The organism is Novipirellula aureliae, from assembly GCF_007860185.1.
Taxonomy (GTDB): domain Bacteria; phylum Planctomycetota; class Planctomycetia; order Pirellulales; family Pirellulaceae; genus Novipirellula_A; species Novipirellula_A aureliae.
Map to the genome: position 1 here is coordinate 114,768 of NZ_SJPY01000008.1, position 23,592 is coordinate 138,359.

11 protein-coding genes are annotated in these 23,592 nt (G+C 54.1%); 5 read left to right on the forward strand and 6 right to left on the reverse strand.

Annotated elements, in window-relative coordinates; translation table 11 throughout:
• Positions 1 to 27 precede the first annotated feature (27 nt).
• Together Q31b_RS22795 and Q31b_RS22800 are read left to right on the forward strand one after the other, a co-directional pair.
• A complete protein-coding gene (locus Q31b_RS22795; protein ID WP_146601973.1) occupies positions 28 to 339 on the forward strand; it encodes a hypothetical protein in 312 nt (103 codons plus the stop codon).
• Positions 340 to 769: 430 nt separating this feature from the next.
• Positions 770 to 1,795, forward strand: a complete 1,026-nt coding sequence (locus tag Q31b_RS22800; protein ID WP_146601974.1) for a type II secretion system F family protein — start codon at positions 770 to 772, stop codon at positions 1,793 to 1,795.
• Between the two features lie 883 nt (positions 1,796 to 2,678).
• On the opposite strand, the gene Q31b_RS22805 is transcribed toward Q31b_RS22800, so the two are convergent.
• Both Q31b_RS22805 and Q31b_RS22810 read right to left on the reverse strand, forming a co-directional pair.
• Positions 2,679 to 4,487 carry a hypothetical protein gene (locus Q31b_RS22805; protein WP_146601975.1) on the reverse strand — a complete coding sequence of 603 codons (1,809 nt, stop codon included), beginning with the start codon at positions 4,485 to 4,487 and terminating at the stop codon, positions 2,679 to 2,681.
• A 133-nt stretch (positions 4,488 to 4,620) separates the two neighbouring features.
• Positions 4,621 to 5,676 (reverse strand): rhomboid family intramembrane serine protease, encoded by a 1,056-nt coding sequence (locus Q31b_RS22810; RefSeq protein WP_146601976.1) that lies wholly within the window; start codon positions 5,674 to 5,676, stop codon positions 4,621 to 4,623.
• A gap of 254 nt (positions 5,677 to 5,930) precedes the next feature.
• On the opposite strand from Q31b_RS22810, the gene Q31b_RS22815 reads away from it, so the two are divergent.
• Positions 5,931 to 8,414 (forward strand): YidC/Oxa1 family insertase periplasmic-domain containing protein, encoded by a 2,484-nt coding sequence (locus Q31b_RS22815; RefSeq protein ID WP_146601977.1) that lies wholly within the window; start codon positions 5,931 to 5,933, stop codon positions 8,412 to 8,414.
• Between the two features lie 1,156 nt (positions 8,415 to 9,570).
• Here Q31b_RS22815 and Q31b_RS22820 read toward each other — a convergent pair.
• Together Q31b_RS22820 and Q31b_RS22825 are read right to left on the reverse strand one after the other, a co-directional pair.
• Positions 9,571 to 10,941, reverse strand: a complete 1,371-nt coding sequence (locus Q31b_RS22820) for a Gfo/Idh/MocA family protein (protein ID WP_231617776.1) — start codon at positions 10,939 to 10,941, stop codon at positions 9,571 to 9,573.
• Between the two features lie 232 nt (positions 10,942 to 11,173).
• On the reverse strand, positions 11,174 to 11,803 hold the full coding sequence (locus Q31b_RS22825; RefSeq protein WP_146601978.1) for a response regulator: 630 nt from the start codon (positions 11,801 to 11,803) through the stop codon (positions 11,174 to 11,176).
• A 580-nt stretch (positions 11,804 to 12,383) separates the two neighbouring features.
• On the opposite strand from Q31b_RS22825, the gene Q31b_RS22830 reads away from it, so the two are divergent.
• Both Q31b_RS22830 and Q31b_RS22835 read left to right on the forward strand, forming a co-directional pair.
• Positions 12,384 to 13,580 (forward strand): LptF/LptG family permease, encoded by a 1,197-nt coding sequence (locus Q31b_RS22830; protein WP_146601979.1) that lies wholly within the window; start codon positions 12,384 to 12,386, stop codon positions 13,578 to 13,580.
• 1,071 nt (positions 13,581 to 14,651) lie between these two features.
• Positions 14,652 to 16,397 (forward strand): hypothetical protein, encoded by a 1,746-nt coding sequence (locus tag Q31b_RS22835; protein ID WP_231617777.1) that lies wholly within the window; start codon positions 14,652 to 14,654, stop codon positions 16,395 to 16,397.
• Between the two features lie 107 nt (positions 16,398 to 16,504).
• Here Q31b_RS22835 and Q31b_RS22840 read toward each other — a convergent pair whose 3' ends face one another.
• Positions 16,505 to 17,551: a DUF3500 domain-containing protein gene (locus tag Q31b_RS22840; protein ID WP_146601980.1), complete on the reverse strand. Its 1,047-nt coding sequence runs from the start codon at positions 17,549 to 17,551 to the stop codon at positions 16,505 to 16,507.
• Between the two features lie 189 nt (positions 17,552 to 17,740).
• Complete coding sequence (locus tag Q31b_RS22845; protein ID WP_390622346.1) at positions 17,741 to 23,497, reverse strand: SdrD B-like domain-containing protein; 5,757 nt, start codon at positions 23,495 to 23,497, stop codon at positions 17,741 to 17,743.
• Between the last annotated feature and the right edge of the window lie 95 nt (positions 23,498 to 23,592).

The following is a 23,592-nucleotide window of genomic DNA, read 5'->3' on the forward strand; positions in this document are numbered from 1 at the left end:
TCTTTAACCCTGAATCGGAGAGATCTTGTGCCCACACGATCGATTCGCACTCTCAAGAATCACACTTCCGAGAAAATGGAAGCGAATGTGGTCGAACGACTTCGACGACTTTCTTCCGAAGTCAAGAAAATTGGTTTTCAATTGCGGAGTGAGTACCTCGACGGCGAGCAGCCGACGTGGTGCATGATTGGCAAACAAAAGATAATTTTTGTTGACTTATCTCAAACCGCCGCTGAGCAGCTTCGCCAATTGGAAGAAGCACTCGCGGAATACCGCCAAGCGATTGCATTGTCTCCAGAAAAACACAATGCAGAAAAAAAGATCCGTCAAGCTGCATAACCCCGTCATTTCGCCTACACTAGACGCGTGGAACGCCGATTGTGTTACTGAGCGAAACCACTTCCCTCAAACGAAGTTTGGGGGAGGTCGAGCGACGCCCTTAAGGCGTTCGCGAGAGAGGGGGCCCAGGGAGGGGGCCCGCAGCGTGCTTTCGTGAACCGTGTCGTGCAGGCCCCCCTCCCGAACGGCGGCTCGGGCGCCGCGTTTGACCTCCCCCCAAACTTCGCTCCCCCCAAACTTCGCTCAGTGGAGGTGGTTAAAATGTTGACTCAGGTGGAGGTAAAAGCCGCATTAATACAATCGACGTCACTCGCGAATCCCACGCGTCGCTTGTTCCGATTCTCCGGTCGGGCGTCTGGGGCTATTACCTGTCGTCGCATTCGCGACTAAATCGCAATACAAGGCTTGTACTTAAGTGTTTTCTCGTCGAATGAAGCTATCGGCTGCTCAGGGGTTCTGTTACCGCTTTGGCACGGGAATCAAAGCAGGCGCGGATTTGTTGGTGTTACTCAAGAGTGAGGCGGGCTACGGGTCGCCACGCCAACGCAGCGCCATGCTGGCGTTGCGGGACGGTGCCAAGGATGGGCAACTGCTCAGCAAATCGATGAAAGCTGAGCATCCGTTCTTTCCCCCCTTGTTGATCGCAATGACTCGCGTTGGCGAAGCGACCGGACGACTCGAACGATCGCTCTTGGCCTTGGCAAATCTATATCAACATCGGTTGATGTTAAAGCGAAAATTCTTAACGTCGCTGGCGTGGCCGGGACTGCAAGCGTTTGGCGGACTGATGGCGATCTCGCTGCTGATTTGGCTACTCGGTGTGCTCACCCCTCCGACCGGTGGCGAAATGTTCGATACGCTCGGGTTTGGATTGCGTGGTACGTCGGGCGTCCTCCAATTGTGGGCATACGTTGGCATTTTTTTTGTGATCATTGGCGGCATGATTTGGGCCTTCTTTCGAAATCTGGGGGGCGTTCAAAATATCATCCCGATTCTCTACTTGATTCCCGTGGTTGGTCCCGCCTTACAAACGATCACGCTATCGCGATTTTGTTGGACCTTGTCGCTGGCCCTCGACGCGGGTTTGGATCCGATTCGCTCCATCGACTTGGCTCTCGACAGCACCGATAGCGATTACTACCGAGGCGGGTCGGATTTGGCGAGAGATGCGATACTCGGTGGAGCAACGTTGTCGGGCGGCCTGAAAGCGACCAATTTGTTCCCCGAGGAATTTTTGACGCAGGTTGAAATTTCCGAGATTTCGGGAACCGATGCGGAATCGATCGACCGATTGGCAGCGGAATATGACGAGAAAGCCAAGTCGGCCGTCAGTACGATATCGGCAATCGCAACAGGACTGATTTGGTTGTCTGTCATCGTGGTACTGGTCTTTCTGATTCTACGAATGGCAATGCGGATCTTTGGCGGCTATGCAGAAGCCCTTGAGCCCATTTAGGTTCATAGCCATCTTGGGGCTGCCGATTGGATTGGAAGGCAGAGAATGACTGTCCCGGTTCCGCTCGGCGTTGAAGATGTTTAACCGTATGTTTTTCGACACTTCTCGGTAAACACCGCCGGCGATTGCAGGGAAACGTCCGAAAAGACTGCATTTTCGTACTCCTGCTCAGCTCTCGGCGGCACTCGTATCTCGGCGGTACTCGTATCTCGGCGGCACTCGTATCTCGGCGGCACTCGTACTCGTACTCGTACTCGTGCTCGTCGTCCGAGGACGCGTACCCTTTCAATGAGTTACGAGTACGATTTTTGCTAGCCCGGATGATTCATTAGCCGTTTTGGGGATAGCGGCCTGCTGATTTAATCGGTTTGACTCGACTTATTGTTTAACGCCAAGCCATAGGCGACCGCTTATGAAAAAGCTGACGCCTTCGGCTAAGCGTTAAACGATTAAATCAGCAGGCCGATAGCCACGGCTGCGTGATTTGTCGTGTGAACCGTGGCTAACGGGCTGTCGATTTAATCGGTTTGACTCGACTTATTATTTAACGCCAAGCCATAGGCGACCGCTTATGGAAAAGCTGACGCCTTCGGCTAAGCGTTAAACGATTAAATCGACAGCCCACTAACGCCAAAACGGCTAATACGCAGACTGTTTTTCGAGCAATGAACGTAAACGCTTGAAGGCGTAGACGTTAGCAAAACAATTTCCAAGCCCATGAATCATCCGGCCTAGGATTGGTGGCGATTCGCGAAAAGTGTTCCATTCATTCGTGATAGCGCAAAAAAACACGGCTTGGCGCTCTTTCGATTGAATTTCGAAAGCTCACCAAGCCGTGTATTTGCCGCGCCGGGCAATTGCATAGGGTTGCGAGGCGTTAAGCCTAGAACATCAAACCAGCCATGAACGAGATGCCGTCAAAGCTAAGCGTGCTGTGCGAATCGACGGGACCGCCGACATCGAACCAAGTCTGCGTTTCGTAAGCCGATCGCAGAACCAAATCGCAACGGGAAGTGATCGGCAGTTGATATTGAACACCGAGTTGAAGTTCGAAGTTCGTGATCACTTCTCTTTGATCCGCGCGATCGGTGAGCGTTCCGTAGGTATCGGGAGTTACGACGTCGTCACCATTGCCTGGAATACCATCGGGACCCGCATCGTTATCCCAGTTGCCATAATAACCGTTGTAGATCGACTGGTTCGTATCAGCGAGCAATAGCGAACCACGCAGTCCACCGAAGGCGGAGAAGCGAGAATTGCCAAGCGGGCGGAAGACTTGCATCGATGCCGTCGGGCCGACACCTTCGACGCTTAAGTCATTCGAAACCTCTGCCATGGTTAAGCCATCGCCATCGCGGGTCGCTTTAGCGTACATAAGCTGGTCGATATCGGCGAATCGAATACCGACGCCGCCGAGGAAGTTCCATCCTCTGGCATTGAAGGCCTGCGTCATCTCGAAGTCATAGACCTGCAACTCCAATTCATGCTGAGCCGTCAACGTCTGACTGCCGCCACCCGCATCGAATTCCGCCGTCGCCGCTCGGAACAAGTTGCCTGATGCTCCTTGGACGCTCACGAAGACGGGCTCGAAAAAAGCGTTTGAAGTTGCCGAGTAGGGGCCAGCGTCCGCGTCGAAGTTCCAGAAACCGAATCGGAATCCAAAGCCACTGCACTGGTCCTGCCACCCAAGGTAGGCACGCGGGCTGAACTCGTAGTCATAATCGTACGTTTGCAGTGTATTGCCCGAAGGCGGGTCGATCACGATGGCGACGTTATTGTCAAAGTGAGGTCGAATGAACAGGAAGTCAAAACCTCCATAGAGCCCAAGCGGCTGTGGAGCCGGTGCGCACGCTACGGGGGCACAGGCAACGGCTTGCCCATAACCACCACCGCCGTAAGCGGAGCCACCTAGGTATCCACCACCTATCGGACCCGCGTAGACCGGTCCGCCATTGATAATGCCTTCGTTGATTGTGCCGCCATATGCCTGGCCACCCATCATCGGGCCTCTGTAAACAGCACCGCCATCGACGACCTGGCTTTCGACAACCCCTTGGTTTGCTGACCAAGATGAAGGTCCTTGCCAATTTCCCCCGCTCGGCAGCGGGCCGACGTAGCCTTCGCTGACCGCACCGTTCGCAGAGCCTGACCACTGGGATTGGTTCGCTGCGGCGGTGTTATCCGAACCGTTATCCGAGGAGGATGATTGGACGCCAGCGGCTGACCGTCCCTGGGTTGAAGCTCTAGCGTTTGGTTGTGCAACTTGTGGAGCTTGCATCGGCCCAGTCGCACGGACCTGACCAGGTGCTTGGCCAGGTGCTTGCATGTAGTTCTGGTTCGGGGCTGGGCCTTGACCGTAGTACTGACCTGATTGGCCATAACCAGGCTGCGAGTAATACTGACTCGCTGCTTGATTGCTCACACCGTATTGGCCACCACCGTATTGGCCACCACCGTATTGAACGGACCCTTGATACGGGCCACTTTGATACTGTGATGATCCGGGGTATTGAGAACCGGGACCGCAATTACACGGTGCTTGGCCGAGCACGGCGTTTTGGCTGGAGATCGCCAAAAGAGCTGCGAGCGACCAAGAACCGACCTTAAATCGACGGCTTAAAAAACGAAATCCGCGTTTTGGGTTGATTGTTGGCAGAATGCCGCAATCAGCCTCTTCATAGGCGATTGGCATGGTTTCTATTCCTTGAAAAAACAGTTTGGCGATACCCCTCCATAGGTAATCTGTTTGAGTTCATCGGAAGCATCGAGGAGCAAAAAAGAGATTCGTTTCGGTTGGCGGCCCGACCATTACGATCGTCTTATCTTTACAGTCGACGTGGTGAGACGAAATAGGCAACCGCAATACCGGCAAGCAAGCCGCCCAAGTGAGCACCGTTGGCAATGTTGCCGAACATCCCTGTCATACAGAAAACCAACCACCCCAACATCAGTAGCACGTTCATCGGAGCCATATGGATCGGGTAACCGGGATCCAGCGTTGGGCGAATCCAGAGATAACCAAACAACCCATACACCGCTCCTGAGGCTCCAATCGCAAACGGACTCCCTGCTAAAGCGCTCAAGAACGGCGGCAGCGATTCGACCCCCGGCAGCATCACTTGCAGCATCATCCCGGCGATTTGTGTCACGATCAGTAGCACCGCCAGAAATACGGAGCCTTGCAAACGCTCGATCGCTGAGCCGAGGACGAAGATCCAAATCATATTAAAAAGCAGATGCATCGTATCACCATGCAAGAACATCGGCGTCACCAATCGCCATACTTGCCCTTTGCGAATCGAAGCAAACGAATCTCGGCTCGATTCGGTATTGCCCGATTCGATGTAATCGGGATCCGTTTGGTCCACGAAGGACATCCCCAAATACAGTTCCGCCTCGGTCCAAAAACCGCTGACCATGGCCGTATTGCGAGGCCTTCCGAAGTCCGTTCCAAAGCTAGCAAGTGCGGAAAGGACAATCACGGCGATCACGACCGGGATCTTTTCCTGTTTCCCTGGAACGCCCAAGGTTTGCATGTTGGAGCCACCCGAACGCGATTTGGGCATCGAACGCTGCAGCTTTTTCATCTCCTGTTGTCGACGATGCTCTTGGGCCACTCGCTGGTTCCGCAGCGTTTGAGCCTCTTCGCTGACTTGGTAGCGTTGATCATTCGGGTTCAATTCGAATTCTCGAATCGCCTCGCGAGCCTGATCGACATCCTTTTCCTCTCGGATCCAGATCTCCCACCCCAATGATTCTGAGACCTCGCCTTGGCCGGCCCCTGCAGCTTTTTCGACGGTGGCGTCGATCGATTGGGTTACCAAGAAATCGCCGAAGCGGCGAGCCAAATTTTCGTTGTCGAGCGTGCCAATACGGCGCATGGATCAAAACCGGAACGAGGAAAGCAGTGGAAAACCGAGCAGACTTCAGCCTTCATGTTGTAAGAAATAGCACCGGAAAAGGGAATGAGTAACGGCAAATTCCTTTTCCCCTTCCCGAGAAGCGTGATCGTTGTCACAATGACACGCCCGAATTGCCTTTTGTTTGGGCCCTGAGCTTTGAACACGCGTTTAAATCACGCGTTTTAAACTCGAAACCATGACCTCGCTTTCTCCCTCTATTTGCTGGAATCACTGTGGAACGGCGTCTTCTTACTTTCATCATCACATCGACGGCGTTCTTTTTCGTCTATTTCACGCTGCGGTCGATGCTTTTGCCCGAGCAACCTCAGCCAAAGCCGAACGCGGTCGCGGAGGTCGGTGACGATGCGCAAGTCGCCGACGCGGAAGTCGAGCCCTCAGCTGAAATCGGCGTCGAGAGCGAAGATCCGGAGGTTGCGGCCACGTCCGACGCTGCGAAGGAAACGGCTCCGACTAAAAGTGTGGAGCGAACCGAAACCGCCCAGTGGACGACGCTTGGGTCGATGGACCCCGCCAGTGGTTATCGCATGCTCGTCACGCTCAATAGTCGCGGTGGTGGGGTCGAACGCGTCGAACTTACCGAACGAGAGCCAGACTCGAACCGTTTGAAATATCGCCGCGTCGATGTCCGTAGTGGCTACTTGGGCTACTTCGCTGGCTCTCCTCTAAATAACAATCTGCTCGATTCGACGACCGATTCGACAGCTGATCTCGAAGGCGTCCGCGTGAACGTCGTCGGCCCAGGTACCCCCGGCCAGTTGGCGGGCATCGAAGTCGGCGATGTCATCACTTCGGTTGCTGGGAAACCAATTCGCTTTCGCGAAGATATCGACGCAGCACTGAACAAAACCAAGCCTGGCGACACGGTCGAAGTCGATGTCACTCGAGGCAGCCAACGCTCCACTTTAACGGCAACGCTTAGCGAACATCCGCTTGACATGATCCGTTTGGCGGATGACGGGGGTGTCGATCAGATCAAGGGCAACGTTTCACAATTGTCATGCCTGATGACGCTTTCCCAGATCAATCGCAAAAAGATCGAAGTGGGCAAGGATTCGATCGCCGGTATCGCCGATCCAGCCAAAATGGTTTGGTCGATTGTCGATCGCCCGACTGACGATCACCCGATTGACGAGGAGAACAGCGATGAGGTATCGGACCAGATCACCTTTGAGTTGAATCTGACTGCCGAAGAATTGGCCAAAGCGGGCGGCGAAGCGATCGAACTGGTTCGCTCGTATCGACTACCCAAGGCCAGCTACGTGATCGACATGGATTTGGAAGTCCGCAACCGTGGCGAAAAGACTCAAGATTTGGCCTATCGATTGAACGGTCCCAATGGATTGACCCTGGAAGGATGGTGGTATAGCAACAAAATCAGCCCTAACTGGGGCGGTGCCGCCGCTCGTGACGTTGTCTACAAGAACGTCGCCGATGGCCGACAATTTTTGAGTGGCTATGGTCTCCTCAAACAAGCGCGTAAAACGCCTGCCGATGCCGACCAATCGATCTTTGCACCCGACACGGGCCAGGACGCTCAGGCACTGAGATTTATCGGGGTGGATGCTCAGTACTTCGTCGCGGCCTATTTACCGCCGGCGGGCGACGAGTTCTTGAATTCCTATCGCCGGGCAACCGCCGAGTTGGTCGCGGTTCCTGATCAGATTGAAAGACACAAAGAACGAGCCGTCAACGTTTCGTTCTATCTTAATAGCGAAATTGCCTCCCTCGAGCCTGGCCAAGCGATTCGCCAAGAATTGCGACTGTTCGCGGGGCCGAAAGACCCCGAAGTGGTTGGCCAATATGGTCTCGACGATACGATCTATTTTGGCTGGTTTGCTCCCTTTGCCGTCTTTTTGGCAGGCATGCTCCACATACTCGGCGGATTGATCGGCAATTATGCGATCGCCATTATCTTGTTAACCGTGATTGTGCGTGCGGCGATGTTCCCACTCAGTCGCAAAGCCGCCATCAATGCTCAGCGAATGCAAGAGCTAGCACCCGAGCTGAAAAAGATCTCGGAGAAGTACAAAGACGACATGGAAGCCCGCTTGAAAGCCCAACGAGAGTTGCAAACTCGCGTCGGCTTCAATCCCCTGGCTGGCTGCTTGCCGATGTTTTTTCAATTGCCGATTTTTATCGGTTTGTATCGAGCTTTGTCGGTCGATATCGAACTTCGTCAAAAGACGTTTTCGTCGTTTACCAATTGGGCGTCCAACTTGGCTGGCCCCGACATGCTGGCCTACTGGGGTGATTGGATGTGGGAATACCTCAGTGGTCGAGGCACGGGTTGGCTTGGTCCCTATTTCAACATCCTGCCGGTGATCGTGGTCGGTTTATTCTTGCTTCAACAAAAGTTGTTCATGCCGCCTGCGACGGATGAGCAAACGGCTATGACGCAAAAGATGATGAACATCATGACGTTGATGATGGGACTGTTCTTCTTTCGCGTCCCAGCTGGATTGTGCTTGTACTTTATCACCAGCAGTTTGTGGGGGATTTGCGAGCGAGTGTTGGTGAAGAAGACGTTGCCCGCCAAGAAACATTTTGATTTGGACGTCGTCGATGGCACGGCCACGCCAACGGAGAAAAAGAAGTTGTCGTTTGCCGATCGGATTCGTGAGCAGATCAACAAGCCTGAACCGAAGATTGAACGCCCAAACAAACGCCGCCGTCCCGATCTTCGCAAGAAGAAGTAGCGTAACGTAGGCAGCGAGCGACGCAATGTCGCCCCGATTTTCGCAAGAAGAAGTCCAAACCCGTAGGACAGGTTTTCAATCTGAAAGGCTCTCCCCGGAAAGCTCGCTAACCCGGATGATTCATGGGCTTGCAAATTGTTTTGCTAACGTCTACGCCTTAAAGCGTTTACGTTCATTGCTCGAAAAACAGTCTGCGTATTAGCCGTTTTGCCGTTAGCGGCCTGTCGATTTAATCGTTTAACGCTTAGCCGAAGGCGTCAGCTTTCCCATAAGCGGTCGCCTATGGCTTGGCGTTAAACAATAAGTCGAGTCAAACCGATTAAATCGACAGGCCGTTAGCCACGGTTCACACGACAAATCACGCAGCCGTGGCTATCGGGCTGTCGATTTAATCGTTTAACGCTTAGCCGAAGGCGCCAGCTTTTCCATAAGCGGTCGCCTATGGCTTGGCGTTAAACAATCAGTCGAGTCAAACCGATTAAATCAGCAGGCCGTTAGCCACGGTTCACACGACAAATCACGCAGCCGTGGCTATCGGGCTGTCGATTTAATCGTTTAACGCTTAGCCGAAGGCGCCAGCTTTTCCATAAGCGGTCGCCTATGGCTTGGCGTTAAACAATAAGTCGAGTCAAACCGATTAAATCGACAGGCCGTTAGCCACGGTTCACACGACAAATCACGCAGCCGTGGCTATCGGCCTGCTGATTTAATCGTTTAACGCTTAGCCGAAGGCGTCAGCTTTTCCGTAAGCGGTCGCCTACGGCTTGGCGTTAAACAATAAGTCGAGTCAAACCGATTAAATCGACAGCCCGCTATCGCCAAAACGGCTAATGAATAATCCGGGCTAACAATATACAACCTCCCTCAAGCGAAGCTTGGGGGAGGTTGAACGGGCGTAAGCCTCGTTCGGGAGGGGGGCTTACGCGATCTGCTTCGTGCAAGTGCCGCACCGGCCCCTCCCTCGCGAACGCCTTGAGGGCGTCCCTCGACCTCTCCCCCGGCGGCGTCGGGGGAGGTACACCAAGCGTAAACGCTTGTAAAACAATCGTTTAAAAGCGGCACGACCTCTTCGCCGGGAGGGGAATCAAGGGCGTTCGGCTTAAGTTGATGCGTATGGGGCTAATGGATGCGGTCCTACGCGGGACGAAGGCCTGCTTTACATGTTGATCTCGAAGCCCTTGCGATTTTCGCGTGAGAGAAAGGCGTTGGCTTCGGCGTCGCCGACGATCTCTCGTTTGGCGGGATCCCAATTGAGCTCGCGGCCTAATCGCATCGAGATATTCGACAAGTGACAAATCTCCAACATTCGATTGTGCGACCAAACATCCGAAATCGGCTGCTCTCGCGTTTTCATCGCTTCAATGAAATTGGCAGAGTGATTCTCGCTAACCTTGCCGCCGTAGACCTCTTCAATGGCTCCGTCGGGCAGCGGATTGTCCGCAAGATCTTCGATGGGCTTGCCAACAATCCTGCCGCGATTGACAAAGAACCGACCCTCGGTGCCCTCGAAGAGAATACCATTGTCCCCCTCGCTTTGGATCACCAACTCAACACCGTCCGGCATGTCGGCATGAATCTCGTAGTCCGTCGCGATGTTGTATTGATCGTCAACCAGCGGATAACCATCCTTGTACTCAACGGGCAACTTGTACTTCACGGGGCGAATTTTGCTCGGACCGCTATCGCCGATACCAAGTGCCCAGCAGGCGATATCAACGTGGTGTGCGCCCCAGTCGGTCAGCTTTCCACCTGAGTACTCATGCCAATTTCGGAACGCATAATGGCAGTTGCTATAGAGCGGCACGCCGCCGCCATAGCCTTTCCGCATTTCAGGTAATGCGCGATAGGGCACCTTGGGTGCTGGGCCGAGCCAGAAATCCCAATCGAGTTCTTGGGGAGGCGTGATCGCTGGGATGACTGGAGACGCAGCAAAACTGTCGATGCCGCATGTCACTCGTTTGACGGTACCGATTCGTCCAGCTCGAACCATTGCGATGGCTTGTAAAAACCGCTGGCGGTTCTCGGTTCGCTGCATCGTACCAACTTGGAAGACTCTTCCTGTTTCCTTCACCACCTTTTCGATCAACTTGCCTTCATCGATCGTTAGGGTCAAAGGCTTCTCGCAGTAGACGTCTTTTCCCGCATACATTGCTTCCACCGCGACCTTGGTATGCCAATGATCGGGGGTCGCGATCATGACCGCATCGATCTCTTTGCGATCCAAAACCTTTCGGTAGTCTTTGTAGGCGTCAGGCTTCTTGCCCTGTCGTTTCTGAGCTACCTCAACATTTTCAGCGAGCACCTTCGAATCGACATCCGCAAAGGCTGCGAAGTCTGCAAATTTGAAAGTCTTGCCTGTGATCAGCCTGCCTTGATTGCGAAGCCCGATCGTTGCAAACACGGGGCGCTCGTTGGGCGATGTCTCAGCAAAAACGCTCTCGGAAGATGAATAAACACAGCTAGCCGCCGTGCTGGCTGCCATCGCCTGTAGAAACTGGCGGCGCGAAGTCTGACAATGGGTGGGCATCAACTTTATCCTTCTAAGATAGGGGGGGCGTGGGGTGGGGGTGAACCAAATCGAACTCAAAGCGAATTATAGCCTCAAACGACACTTGGTTTAAGCCAAATTCCATCCCTTGCGACAAAGTTGCTTGGGACGTTGGTATTATTTAGCAGACAGGCAGCGACAAGACGCGAAGGGTCACGTCTACGCCGGAAAGCGAAAGTCTTGACAACTTTCGCGAAGACCACCGCATCTTCTAAACCAAGTTTTTCCGAACGGCCCACACGGCGGCTTGCGTTCGATCGCTCACGCCTATCTTTCGCAAAATGTGCTGGACATGCTCCTTCACCGTTTCGTAACTGATCCCGAGCATCTTGGCGATCTCTTTGTTGGTCAAACCGAGTGCCATCTGACGCAAAACTTCACTTTCACGCTGGGTGAGCGGAACTTCGATGTCAGCGCTCAAGCGGGGAGTAGCCAAGGCACCCGTTACACGCCGAAGCTCTTCGCGAGTCCAAGCCGATTCGCCTGCCAATGCCAGACCGAGAGCCTCGATCAACCGCTCTCGCGTGGCCGATTTGAGAACGTAACCCGATGCACCCAACGCAACCGCCCGAGCGATGTATGTTGGGTTGTCGTAAGCGGAATATAGGACGATTGGCAAATCGGGATAATCGAGCTTGATACGACCAAGCGCGTTGAGGCCATCGCCACCTTCCATGCGAATGTCCAATAGTACGGCATCCGGAGAGAGTGATTTTACTTTGCTAAGCGCATCGGCCGCAGTGCTGGCTTCACCGACAATTTCCATGTCGGTATCCTCTAGAAGTACTCGGACACCATGACGAATGACTTCGTGATCGTCGACGACTAATAACTTTTTCATCTTTTCTTCCGTTTCTTATTAAATTGGACAGTTCAAATGCTTACCACGCACTACGAGCCCAAAGCCGGGTAGTGAACACTCTTCCATTATACCCAGCAGGGGTGGTTGTAAGCAATACAAAATTGGGCAGTGCGACGATCCGTCAAGTGTGGGAGGTTGGTAGCTAGCAAACATTCCAAATTGACCTCCAGAGCACTCTGCATGGGGATGACGCCCCCCTATATCTTGTTATGACCAAACCCCATCCCTGGCACACCTGAAAAATCGTAATTTAGCGAAAATTGGGGGTATCCCCTCCAAGAGCCCTCGTCCGAATGCCCCTCGAAATGGTGGTGTGCCATCGGCTGTCTGGCAGTCATGCACAACACCATGTGTGGGTCGCCTTGTGCACTCCAATCGTTTCGCAAAACAGCTGTATGGTCGACTGGGGGGAAATGTCATGGCGACGCCAGCCGGGGGGATTTTTAGTCAGGGCGACTAAAGGGCGGGAGATTCGATTTTCAGACTACCCATCGTTAGAAAATTTCTGCTAAAGAGGTGGCTGGAAAAGACCGCTGCTTATTATCGCTTGAAAATACGAATGCCCACCCGCCTGACTCGATACATCCTACTGGAGATCTTCAAGATCTTTATCGTCGCGCTCATCGCGATGACGATGTTGATTTTGATGATTGGGGTCGGTCGCGAATTGTTGCGACGTGGCTTGGGCATCATGGCGGTCGTCCAACTGTTGCCTTATGTGCTGCCAATCGCTCTTCAATTCTCGTTTCCAGCCACCGCATTGTTCTCCGTTTGCTGCGTCTATGGGCGGATGGCTGCGGACGGTGAGGTGTCGACGGTCAAAGCGTCGGGAATCTCCCCACTCAAAATGCTTCAACCCGCTTTGATCTTTGCGGTCCTGTTGAGCCCGATATCGGTTTGCGTTTCAGACCTGGCCGTTTCCTGGGGCAAACCGGGGATCAACCGCGTCGTCTTGATGTCGGTGGAGGATATCGCCTATCGAGTTTTGCGAGCACAGCACTCGTATACGTCGGATCATGGCTTTTCGATACACGTCCGCGATGTCCAAGGCAAAACGCTCATCCAACCCACGGTGTCGGTGCTCAATCATGGCAATGATGGCCCCATGAAATTGACAGCAAAAACGGGTCAATTGAGTCTCGACCCCGCCACATACCAACTGGTCTTGCAAGTCGTCGACAGTCAAATCGAGACGGGGCGTGGAATTCAAGGGATTGTGCCCGGCGAGATTGAGTACAAAATCCCGCTCGGCCAAGCGATGATTGACAAAGACCCTGCTGATCGAAGCCCCAGTTCGCTGCCGCTACGGATTATCATGACCGAGCGTCTGCAGCAAGACGCGCGAACCCATGCTGCCGCGGGCCAATTGGCCGCTCATGTAGGCTTTTCCATCCTCATGTCTCGCAGCGAAGCGATCGCGGGGCCCGCCGGGCAGGGAATTGAAGCGAAATTAGCTCACAGCAAAAAACGTCTCACTCGGCTTCACACCGAGCCCTGGCGCCGCTGGGCTGAAGGCTTTAGTTGCTTTTTCTTCGTTCTCGTCGGTGCTCCTCTAGCGATGATCGCCCGGACAAGTGATTACTGGACCACGTTCGGGCTCTGTTTTCTGCCCATTCTGCTGACCTACTATCCGCTATTCATCTTCGGTCTCGAGCAGGCCAAGGATGCCGCCATCCCTCCCTACGGCGTTTGGATCGGCAATATCGTTCTCGGAACAATCGGTGCAACCCTCATCGCCCGAGTTCGCCGGTACTAGGGGTGCGTCAAGGTCTCGTTATAGGGGACTGGACGAGGCAACGAGTCCTTTTGGACCGCTGTGGAGTCAGGGACTCGTAGACTCGTCCACCACGACCTGCTGGATTCCACGAGTAGCAGCGTCTCTCCGAGACGCTGGATTTCACGAGTCTCGGAGAGACTCGGCTACTACTGGACTTCACGAGTAGCAGCGTCTCTCCGAGACGCTGGATTTCACGAGTCTCGGAGAGACTCGGCTACGGCTGGATTTCACGAGTAGCAGCGTCTCTCCGAGACGCTGGATTTCACGAGTCTCGGAGAGACTCGGCTACTGCTGGATTTCACGAGTAGCGGCGTCTCTCCGAGACGCCGGGGTCCACGAGTCTCGGAGAGACTCGGCTACTACTGGATTCCACGAGTAGCAGCGTCTCTCCGAGACGCTGGGGTCCACGAGTCTCGGAGAGACTCGGCTACGGCTGGATTTCACGCGTAGCAGCGTCTCTCCGAGACGCTGGGGTCCACGAGTCTCGGAGAGACTCGGCTACGGCTGGATTTCACGAGTAGCAGCGTCTCTCCGAGACGCTGGGTTCCACGAGTCTCGGAGAGACTCGGCTACGGCTGGATTTCACGAGTAGCGGCGTCTCTCCGAGACGCCGGGGTCCACGAGTCTCGGAGAGACTCGGCTACGGCTGGATTTCACGAGTAGCAGCGTCTCTCCGAGACGCTGGGATCCACGAGTCTCGGAGAGACTCGGCTACAAAAGACAACGCTTGCACTGGAGGATGGACAGTTCGGGAGGGTTGGACAAAATAGAAGGACCAGCTCCGCCTAAAAAACTGTTTTTTTTTAGGTTTCCTCTACTCTTTTTCTGGAGGCCGCGTACTCTAAGAACTGCGGATCTCTTCGCTTTCCTGTTGAGTGGTGCGCGATAAAGTGAATCCATCCGTCCCTTTGGAAGTTTCCTTGGTACTGGGGTTTGTCCGAAAAGGGGTCTGACCCTCTCCAGACAAGCCGAGCACTATGGGGAAAAACGATTGTTTTCCAAGGGGTCAGAACCCTTTTCGGACAAAGCCTAGAAAAGTCGAGTAGCAAGATGAATCATCAACCAACAGAACGTGAATTGGAAGAATCTTCCTTTGTAATGTCGCGGCGTCAACGTATTGGTCAAGTGAAACGCCGTCGGTTCACAATACTACTCGGCTCCGCTGCAATCGCTAGTATTGCCTTGCTGCCAAGTATTCAGGTTGTCGCACAAGATGCATGCTGTTTTGAACCAACGTACCGTTTGCAATGCGAAACGGTTATGGAGCCGCAAACGGTCGAGCGTCTGCGTCTGACGTACGAAACGTCTTATGTTGAAGAGGAGGTGACCAGCTATCGCCCCGTTTTGAAAACGCGTACCGAGGAAAGAGAATACAAGGTTGCTCGTCCAGTTACCGAAACCTCTTACCGTGAAGAACGCTATACCGTTTGGAAGCCGATCGTCGAGACGTCGTACCGTGACGAGACCGTCACCAATACTCGTTACGTCACCGAAACGGCAGAGCGTGAAGAACGTATCACGACCTACAAACCGGTGGTGGAAACCGAATATCGGCAACAACAATATCAGGTGCAACGACCTGTCGTTGAAACCGAGTATCGCCAACAACAATATACCGTGCAACGTCCTGTCATCGAAACGCAGTACCAAACGCAACAGTACACCTCGATGCGTCCCGTCACGACCTACCAAAATCAAACCGTTGACGCGGGTGGCTACGTTGCGCAGCAAGTCGTTAAGCCGGGGCAGCTTCAGTATCAAGCTCAGTACGTACCGAACGCTTACGCAGTGCCTGGCCCCTTGGGCTTATTCGCCCGCGTTCGTGGTGCCTACGCCGTGACGCCTCAAGTCACTCCGCCAACGGTTCAAACCCAACTTGCCTATCGGCCCAATTACATCCAACAACAGATTGCTCAAACCAGCTACGTTCCTGAAGTCAATCAAGTCCAGGTACCGGTGCAAGTCCAAAAGATGCAAACGGAAGTGGTGACGCAAACGGTTCCCGTTCAAGTCAACCGTATGCAAACCGAAACGGTGATACAAAATGTTCCCATCCAAACGACTCGCATGGTTCCTACGACTGAAGTGCGAAAGGTGCCCTATGTGACGCAGCGTCCTGTAACGGAGACATCGACTCGCAAAGTGCCTGTCCAGCAACAACGTTGGGTGACCGAAGAGCAGGTCCGCAAAGTTCCCGTGCAAACCACGCGAATGGTTTATGAGACTCGCCGCGAACCAGTTCAAGTTCAGTACTATGAACAAGAAGCGGTTACGCGAAAGGTGCGTCGGCCTGTGACAACCAAGAAGTACGTGCCTTACACCGAAACGATCATGGTACCCAAGCAGGTGGTCCAACGAGTTCCTTTATCGTATTACGATCCGTTTAGCCCAGCGATCGTGAACGGTTATTCGTCGTTTTCGGTACCGTCAAGCTCATCCGACATCGTCTCGAGTTCAAGAGTGATTATCGAAGCCCCTTCGGTGTCGCAGCCCGAAGATTCGAGCGACGAAGACCATTCCGTATCGTCGCCGCCCAAACCCGCCTTCGATGACGAGCCTAGCACTCGGCTAAAGGGTGCTGAAATCAGCCCGCCAACTAGCGAATATGGCGATAGCAATTATGGACGTAGCGGCGAGGATGATAACGAGGATGATGACGAGTCATCGTTAAAACTGGATTCGCCTGGCAATTCATCCGACGTCGACGAGGTTCCCATTCCTTCGTTGGAAGACGCGGATGCCACCCAAGCCGGATGGCGAATCCGTTGGAACCCCGTTTTCGCCCGTGAGGTGTAACCTCATGCGACCAACGGTGCATCCCGCTATTGAAATGACGGCGTCACCACACCTATGATCCTGCTGCTGCACGCGTCTGTTTTGAAGGGGTCAAAGAGGCACCAATCTCACGAGTTTGGCAAACCGAAATCGCCGGTCAAGTCTCGATAGACGCAGTGGATATGGTTGGCCGGATTGCCTGCAGAATCAGGCTGGGTGTTGACGAATTCAATTAGAAACTCGTCTCCTTGGATTCGGTAGTAGTGGCCGATTCCTGGCTTTGTCGCTCCCGCCCATGCGAAATAGATGTTGTCCCAACCGCTCGTGTTGATTGCATCTCGCCGAGCCTTTGCAATCTGTTCGGGCACCGCATCGGTATAGACGCTTACAATCTGTTTGAGTCGTTTCGCTTGATCTTTCGTCAACCTACCAAAACGAAGACCCTCGGGTGGACCCACTTTGGCTTGTGCAAGTCCGCCAAAACGAATGTCTCGCGGTGCGTCATCGGCAATGATCGCCGCTGATTTCTGAGTTTCATCAAAGCTGTTGATGAGCTCAAAAGCCAAATCCTCTTCGCGTCGAAGGACTCGCGTTCCCTTTCCGAGTGGCCCTTCGACGTCGCTCATAATCGTCGCTGGGTTGGACGCAAAAAATTGAGGGCTACTGTCAACCAACTTCCCGTCTCGACAGCTGAAGTTGAGTGACAAGTGGTGTCCTTCAAAGCTAAGTCCCCAAGGCTCTACCGAATCCGGCGTTCCAAAAAGGGTCACATAGTACTTTTGCCGATTCCTTCTCGATTCACTATTTGGGCCTTCGAGTTGACGAAGCACGTCTTCGAGCAGCATGATTTGGCTAGCCTTACGGTAGCCTGCTTCGCTAAGTGCGGACCTCAATAACCGAAGCGCCGCTGTCCGCTGAGCCGTGTTCATCTCCATCAGCGGCAAGCCTTTGCGTGTCTTCATCGGGATGAAGTGCCAATCGGTCCGCTCGGACGATTCATAGGCAACGGTGGTTTGAGCGATTTGTTCTTCGCTAAGCGTTTCCAGGAACGCGTTTGCAAACGTCTGCATTTGTTGACCAGGCGGGTCAGCAAGCTTCATACCTAGAAGGAAACAGGTGACAAGCAGAGTCGTGGCCAATACCCAAAAAGGTGTTCGCAGGCAAAATCGTTTCATGGGAAAGAGTTTCCATGGCGAGAAAGAGGTAAGCGTGAGCGGCCCATTATAGGCAGGATTGGCGTGCGCTGGGTCTGAGGGGCTCAAAACTTGCTGTTTCGGGCGTCAGGAAACAGAACTTCCGCAGTTTTTGATCGAGATGTTCTTCTCCACTGCGGTTTGCAACCGCCTACAACCACAACGCGACGTCTAGGCCGCGTCTTCGTCGTAGTAGCCTGGGTCGTCTTTGCCGTCACCGTCGAAGTCGCCGACGATCGGTTGACTATCCGAGCCCGTCCTCGGAACAATGATACGGCGATCGTTCGCGGTCAGTTTGCGGTCTCCATCGCTGTCGATAATCCAAACGTCACCTCGGACCACTGCAATCTCGTCGATACCGTCCCCGTTAAAGTCACCGACGATCGCTTCGTCCGTCGAGCGGCCAAAGCTGGTCTGCTCGTCTTTCGGCGTGATCCGTCCGTCACCATCACTGTCGAGAATCCACAGGCTGCCGCGAACGATTCCGATCTGATCGATCCCATCCCCGTTCCAATCGCCGACGATTGGCGTATCGACTTGCTCGCCATATTGGAACACATGGTCGACGGCATCGGCTCGCAGTGCCCCTTGGCTGCCTCGTCGCAGCAGTCGTTGGCGATCCTCACCACGGTCTTCGTGATGTCGAGCCAGTTCCTCGGCCGACAATTGCCGCCTGCGAGTGTTTTCTGGATCGGGCAGGCCTGGGTCTCGCTTGATCCGCTGGGCGTCCCGTTGCCAGCGACGGCCAAAAATCCCGATGTCATCTTTGCCATCGCCGTCCCAATCGCCGACGACGGGTCGATCCAATTCGGTACCAAGCTTGATCCACAAATCGCCTTGGTCCCAGCGTCCGTTGCCATTGATGTCGATGAACCAATTGCCGTTGACGAAGATCGCCGCTTCGTCTGATCCATTTCCGTCAAAGTCGCCGGTCAAGGCGATGGCATCTTCTTCACCGAGCGTCATCACATCGGCGATTTCCATCAATTTGCCATCTGAATTGACAATGATCCATCGGCCAATTCGATGTTCACCTTCACTCCAGTTTTCCTTCATCGTCGTCGCGTTAACGCCGCGAACAACCGAATGGACCTGCTCAGCACCTAGTTGATTTCCGCGTGGGAAGCCGCCATTGATCACGCTGAGGTGCCACGACACCGCCCATTCATCATCGGCTAATAGCGGAGCACGAAGTGGATCGATTTCCGCGTAGGAAACCAATAGCTCAGGTCGGGCGAAGGTTTCAATCGGTGCGAAAACACGAACCTCTTCTTGGACCGGTTCGGGTAAACGAGGGATCTGGACTTCGCGAACCAAGATCTCACTAAAATTATTGTCTTGACTGATTCCGCCTGCTACTAGCGTGATGTTCAAAATCGCGTCATCTCTCGGGTGCGTCGCCTCGCTCAATGCCAAGGTCTGAATCATGATGCGTCCATCTTCCGAGAGCGCGTCTGCTTTGTTGACAGCCAAACCGCCCGTTGACCCCGGCGTATCAAGCCCGTCAATGTAGTCCTCCGGTTGAATTTGGTAGACATGATATGTTCCCGGACGAAGGCCGGTGAACTCGTAGTAACCATTGGCATCGGTCGTGATTCGAATCACAGCATCCGCATAGATTCCTGGCAGTGCCCGCTCTGATTCAAACGGTTGCCCAAGAACGTTTCTCAGCTCCAGCGTAACGTTTCCGATCCGCACATCATTAGGCTTGAGAATACCATCTTTGTAATCACGTAAATCCTCTGCCGCAGGTGGCTTGGATGCCGAAATCGCGTCGCCGTCCTGGAACACGTATCCCGAGATCGTCGCGGGTGGGATCTCGGGGAAGTCGTAGTCGATGGCCGTTGTCCCACCCACGAGCCGGATTCCGACCAACAAGTCATCCCCGCCGACACTGCCGCCCGCAGATCCTGGCAATTGGCTGCCGTGAAACAACCCCGAAGGCTGCGCTTCGCGAACCGAATAGATGCCCGGCGCCAAGTTCTTGAATTCGTAATTACCGAGCGAATCGGTCTTCGTGGTGGCTAAGACGTTCCCGTTTTCATCCATCAATTCGATGGTGACCCCAGAAATCACCACATCACCCGAGTTGTATTGGAAATCCAAATCCGTCTCGCTCCACACCGAACCGGAGATGCTTGACGGTTCCAACTCGCAGAAATTGTAGTCGACCACGTCGTTGCCAGCGGATAGGCTGAGAGCCAGATGATCGTCTTCGATCACTTCGCCCCCACCGCTGCCGATATGTTGAGCTCCTTGGAAGTATCCGACCGGTTGCAATTCGATGATATGATATCGTCCCGGCGGCAGGTTTGCGAATCGATAGCGGCCATTTGAATCGGTCTGGGTTTGACTAATCAAGCGACCACTGTCATCACGCAGCTCAATCGTCACCCCTGCGATCGGCGGTTCATCGGGATCGATCATGCAATCCGCATCCTTATCGACATGCACCGATCCAGAAATCGAACCGGGTGGCAATTCACCGAAGTTGTACTCGGTCTCGTGACGACCCGGTTTGAGTGTCATCGCCAACAAGTCATTCTCGACGATTCGTCCGCCACCGGTGCCGACCGATTGGCCACCTTGGTAGTAGCCCGTCGGTTGTTGCTCGAAAATTTGATAGTCGCCCGGTGCGAGTCCTTCAAAGCGATAGTTCCCCTGTGAATCGGTCTTCGTCGTCGCGATCGTTTGTCCGCTGGGGTTACGAAGTTCGATCGTCACGCCAGCGATCGGCGGTTCTTCGGAATCATACTGGTTATCGGCATCGTGATCGACGTAGACGGTTCCAGCGATCGAGCCGGGCGGGATTTCGCAGAAGTCGTAATCGGTGAAATGGGCTCCGGCGAGCAGAGTGGTTCCCAAACGGTCATCGCCAAGAACACGTCCGCCGCCGCTGCCGACCATTTGACCGCCTTGGAAATAGCCATCGGGTTGATGTTCAGCAATCTCGTACTCACCCGGCATCAAATTGCCGAACGAGTAATGGCCGTTGGCATCGGTTTGCGTTTGTGCGATGATCGCTCCCGAAGCATCCTTCAAGTCGATTCGCACCCCTTCGAGAGGCGCTTCGTCGGGATCACGAACGCAGTCGGCATCGGTATCCACATAAACGACGCCTGCGATCGACCCAGGTTCGACTTCACAGAAGTTGTAATCGGTCAGACGGTCGCCGAAGCCGATCGGGATTGCGGATATCGTGTCTTGTACCGACGTATCACCGCCGTGACTGCCCGCTATTTGTCCACCTTGCAGCCATCCAACCGGCTGGAGTTCCCGGACGGTGTAGTGGCCAGCGGGTAAGAACGTGAATTGGTATTTACCGTTTGCATCGGTACGAGTCGAGGCGACAAGGTTTCCACTATCGTCATACAATTCGACGACAACATTGGCGATCCCCATTTCGCCTGAATCGAATGTGCAATCCTGGTCTTGATCGGCAAAGACAACGCCACGAATTTCCGCAGGCGGTTTTTCACAGAAGTCGTAATCAACCGCCACTTCCGCCGACGCCAAGTTGATCTTTCCGATTCGATTGGGCGGATCGGCTTGGCCGCCTGCTGAACCTGCTTTGGACGTGCCTTCGAAGTAGCCATCGACCGTACCTTCGACCACACTGTATTCGCCAGGCTCGATATTCGTAAAGTGATACATGCCTTCGGCATCGGTTGTTGTGCGGGCGACCTCGTCACCGTCTTTGTTGAACAAGCGGACCTCGATGCCCTCTAGCGTCGGCTCTCCAGCGTCATAAGTGCAATCGTTATCCATGTCGACATGGACTCGGCCCGATAGTGATGCGCCGACCAGCTCACCAAAGTTGTAATTGACACCAACGTCACCTTGCTTGAGTGCGATGTCGATTAACGAATCACCGTCGGCTCCAATGCGTCCATTTTCAGACCCGCGAATTGTCCCTGGCGTGTCTTTGCCATCGAAATAGTTTGCAGGCTGCGATTCAACCAATCGATAGTTGCCGGGGACGATATCCTTGAATTCATAGTGCCCATTCGCATCCGTCTTGGTCGATGCGACCACGGTCCCGGACTCATCGACCAATGACACGGTCGTGCCTGGAATCGCTTGTTCACCGGTACCCTTCATCCCATCATTGGATTGATCGTGATAGACAAAACCGCTGATTGCCGCTGGTGCGATTTCGCAGAAGTTGTATTCGACCCCCATACCGGCAGCGGTCATCGTGATTTCGCGAATCAGTCCGCCATCAATGCTGGTTCCCGCCAAGACCCCGTCGATGCGACCGACATGCGATTTGCCATCGAGCAAACCGGCCGGGGTGTATTCGACGATCCGGTAATTGCCGATCGGCACATCGTTGAATTGGTAGCTTCCCTCCGCGGTGGTTGTCGTCTCCGAGATGGTGACACCAAGATCGTCTTGCAAAACGACCTTCACGCCCGCCAATGGCTGGTTACCGTTGGCTTCTCGGATGCCATTACAATCTTGACCGGGTGCGAGTAGATAGACGTAACCCGAGATCGAACCGAAAGGAGTTTCGCCAAAATTGTATTCGATCCCCGAATCGGCTCCGACCAAATGAACGTCACGAATGGCATCACCGGGGTTATCGGCGCGTCCGACGACGCGTCCGTCGATCGTCCCGGCGGAATCCGCACCATCGTTGAGATAGTCGGGTTGGTCCACTTCGATCACTTCGTAGGATCCTGGTGCCAATCCATCAAACCGATAGGAACCGTCCGCTGAGGTGGTGACCGTGATGGCCGACTGCGGGGCGATCGTATTGATCGGAACCAAACGCACTCGCACGCCGGCGATCCCCGTTTCCGTCGTCTCACGTTGGCCATTGAGATTGTCATCGCGATAGACGAACCCTGAGATCGCCGCCGCATTTGCTTCGGCGAAGTCATAGCGAATCGCATCGGTATCGCCCAGCGGGATCGAAATATCGCTGATCCGATCGACCGTTTCCACGAGTCCCGATTGCACTCCATCGACCGACCCAGGAATCGCGGCAACGCTATACAGACCCTCGGGTTGGGTTTCCACGATACGGTATTTGCCGGGTGCCAAGCCAAGCGTTTTTGCAAACAGGTACTCGCCATTGGCGTTCGTCGCGGCTCGATGTCCCGTATCGACGTAGCGGTTGACAGACGAATCGAATTGCCAAAGGGCTATTTCCACATTCGCAAGCGGCATCTCCTCGGTATCTCGCGTCTGGTTTAAGTTGTTGTCGAGCCAAACTTGACCGGAGATGGAAATCGGCTTGGGCACTTGAGTCGTCACACCGATTGCGGCGGCCGTTCGGTTCGGCAAACTGTCGGTCCCCGGACCTTCATCGGCTGGCAAATTGAGTTGGTGACTACTGGCCGGGTCGCCATAATCGTTTAGGAAAATCGAATCGGCATGCGAGGTTTCGTAGTGGGGTGCATTGAAGGTTGCTTCCAGAATGGAATCTTGAAACTCTTGGCCAGACGTGATCACGTCGAGTCGGCTATTGAACAAATCGAGATCGTCCGTCACCCGCAGCACTTCATCGACATCGATCGTAAACTCGATACGATCGCCACTGCGGAAGCCGGACAATTTCAGCACCAACTCTTGACCGCCATCTTCGACCGATGCCACGACGTCGATATCCTGTCCATCGGCTGATTGGACTTTTACGACTTTGAATGGCTGGGCTTGATCTTTCCCTCGACCACCGTCGATGGTATCGAAGAGCGGGTCGCCGATTGAAATGCCGTCACCGAATTTGTCGGTGTTGATGCGAAGTTCGGTTAGCTCCGTTCCTGCAGCACCGCCGGTGAACGACAAGATGAAACGGTCGCCCTTCGAGTCACCACCGACATCTTGATCGGATTCCAAGTAATCGGTCTCGATGTAAACAACGCCGACGTGAATCGGATCCGCAGCAAACAAACGCCGCATCTCCAACCGTTCGGTCGCCATGATCCGACGTTTGACGTGCTTGGGACTCGTTTTGACGCTGCGTCGATTTCGTTTCGTTTTCCAGAACACCCGAGGCACCTCCGTGTGCGCTTGGT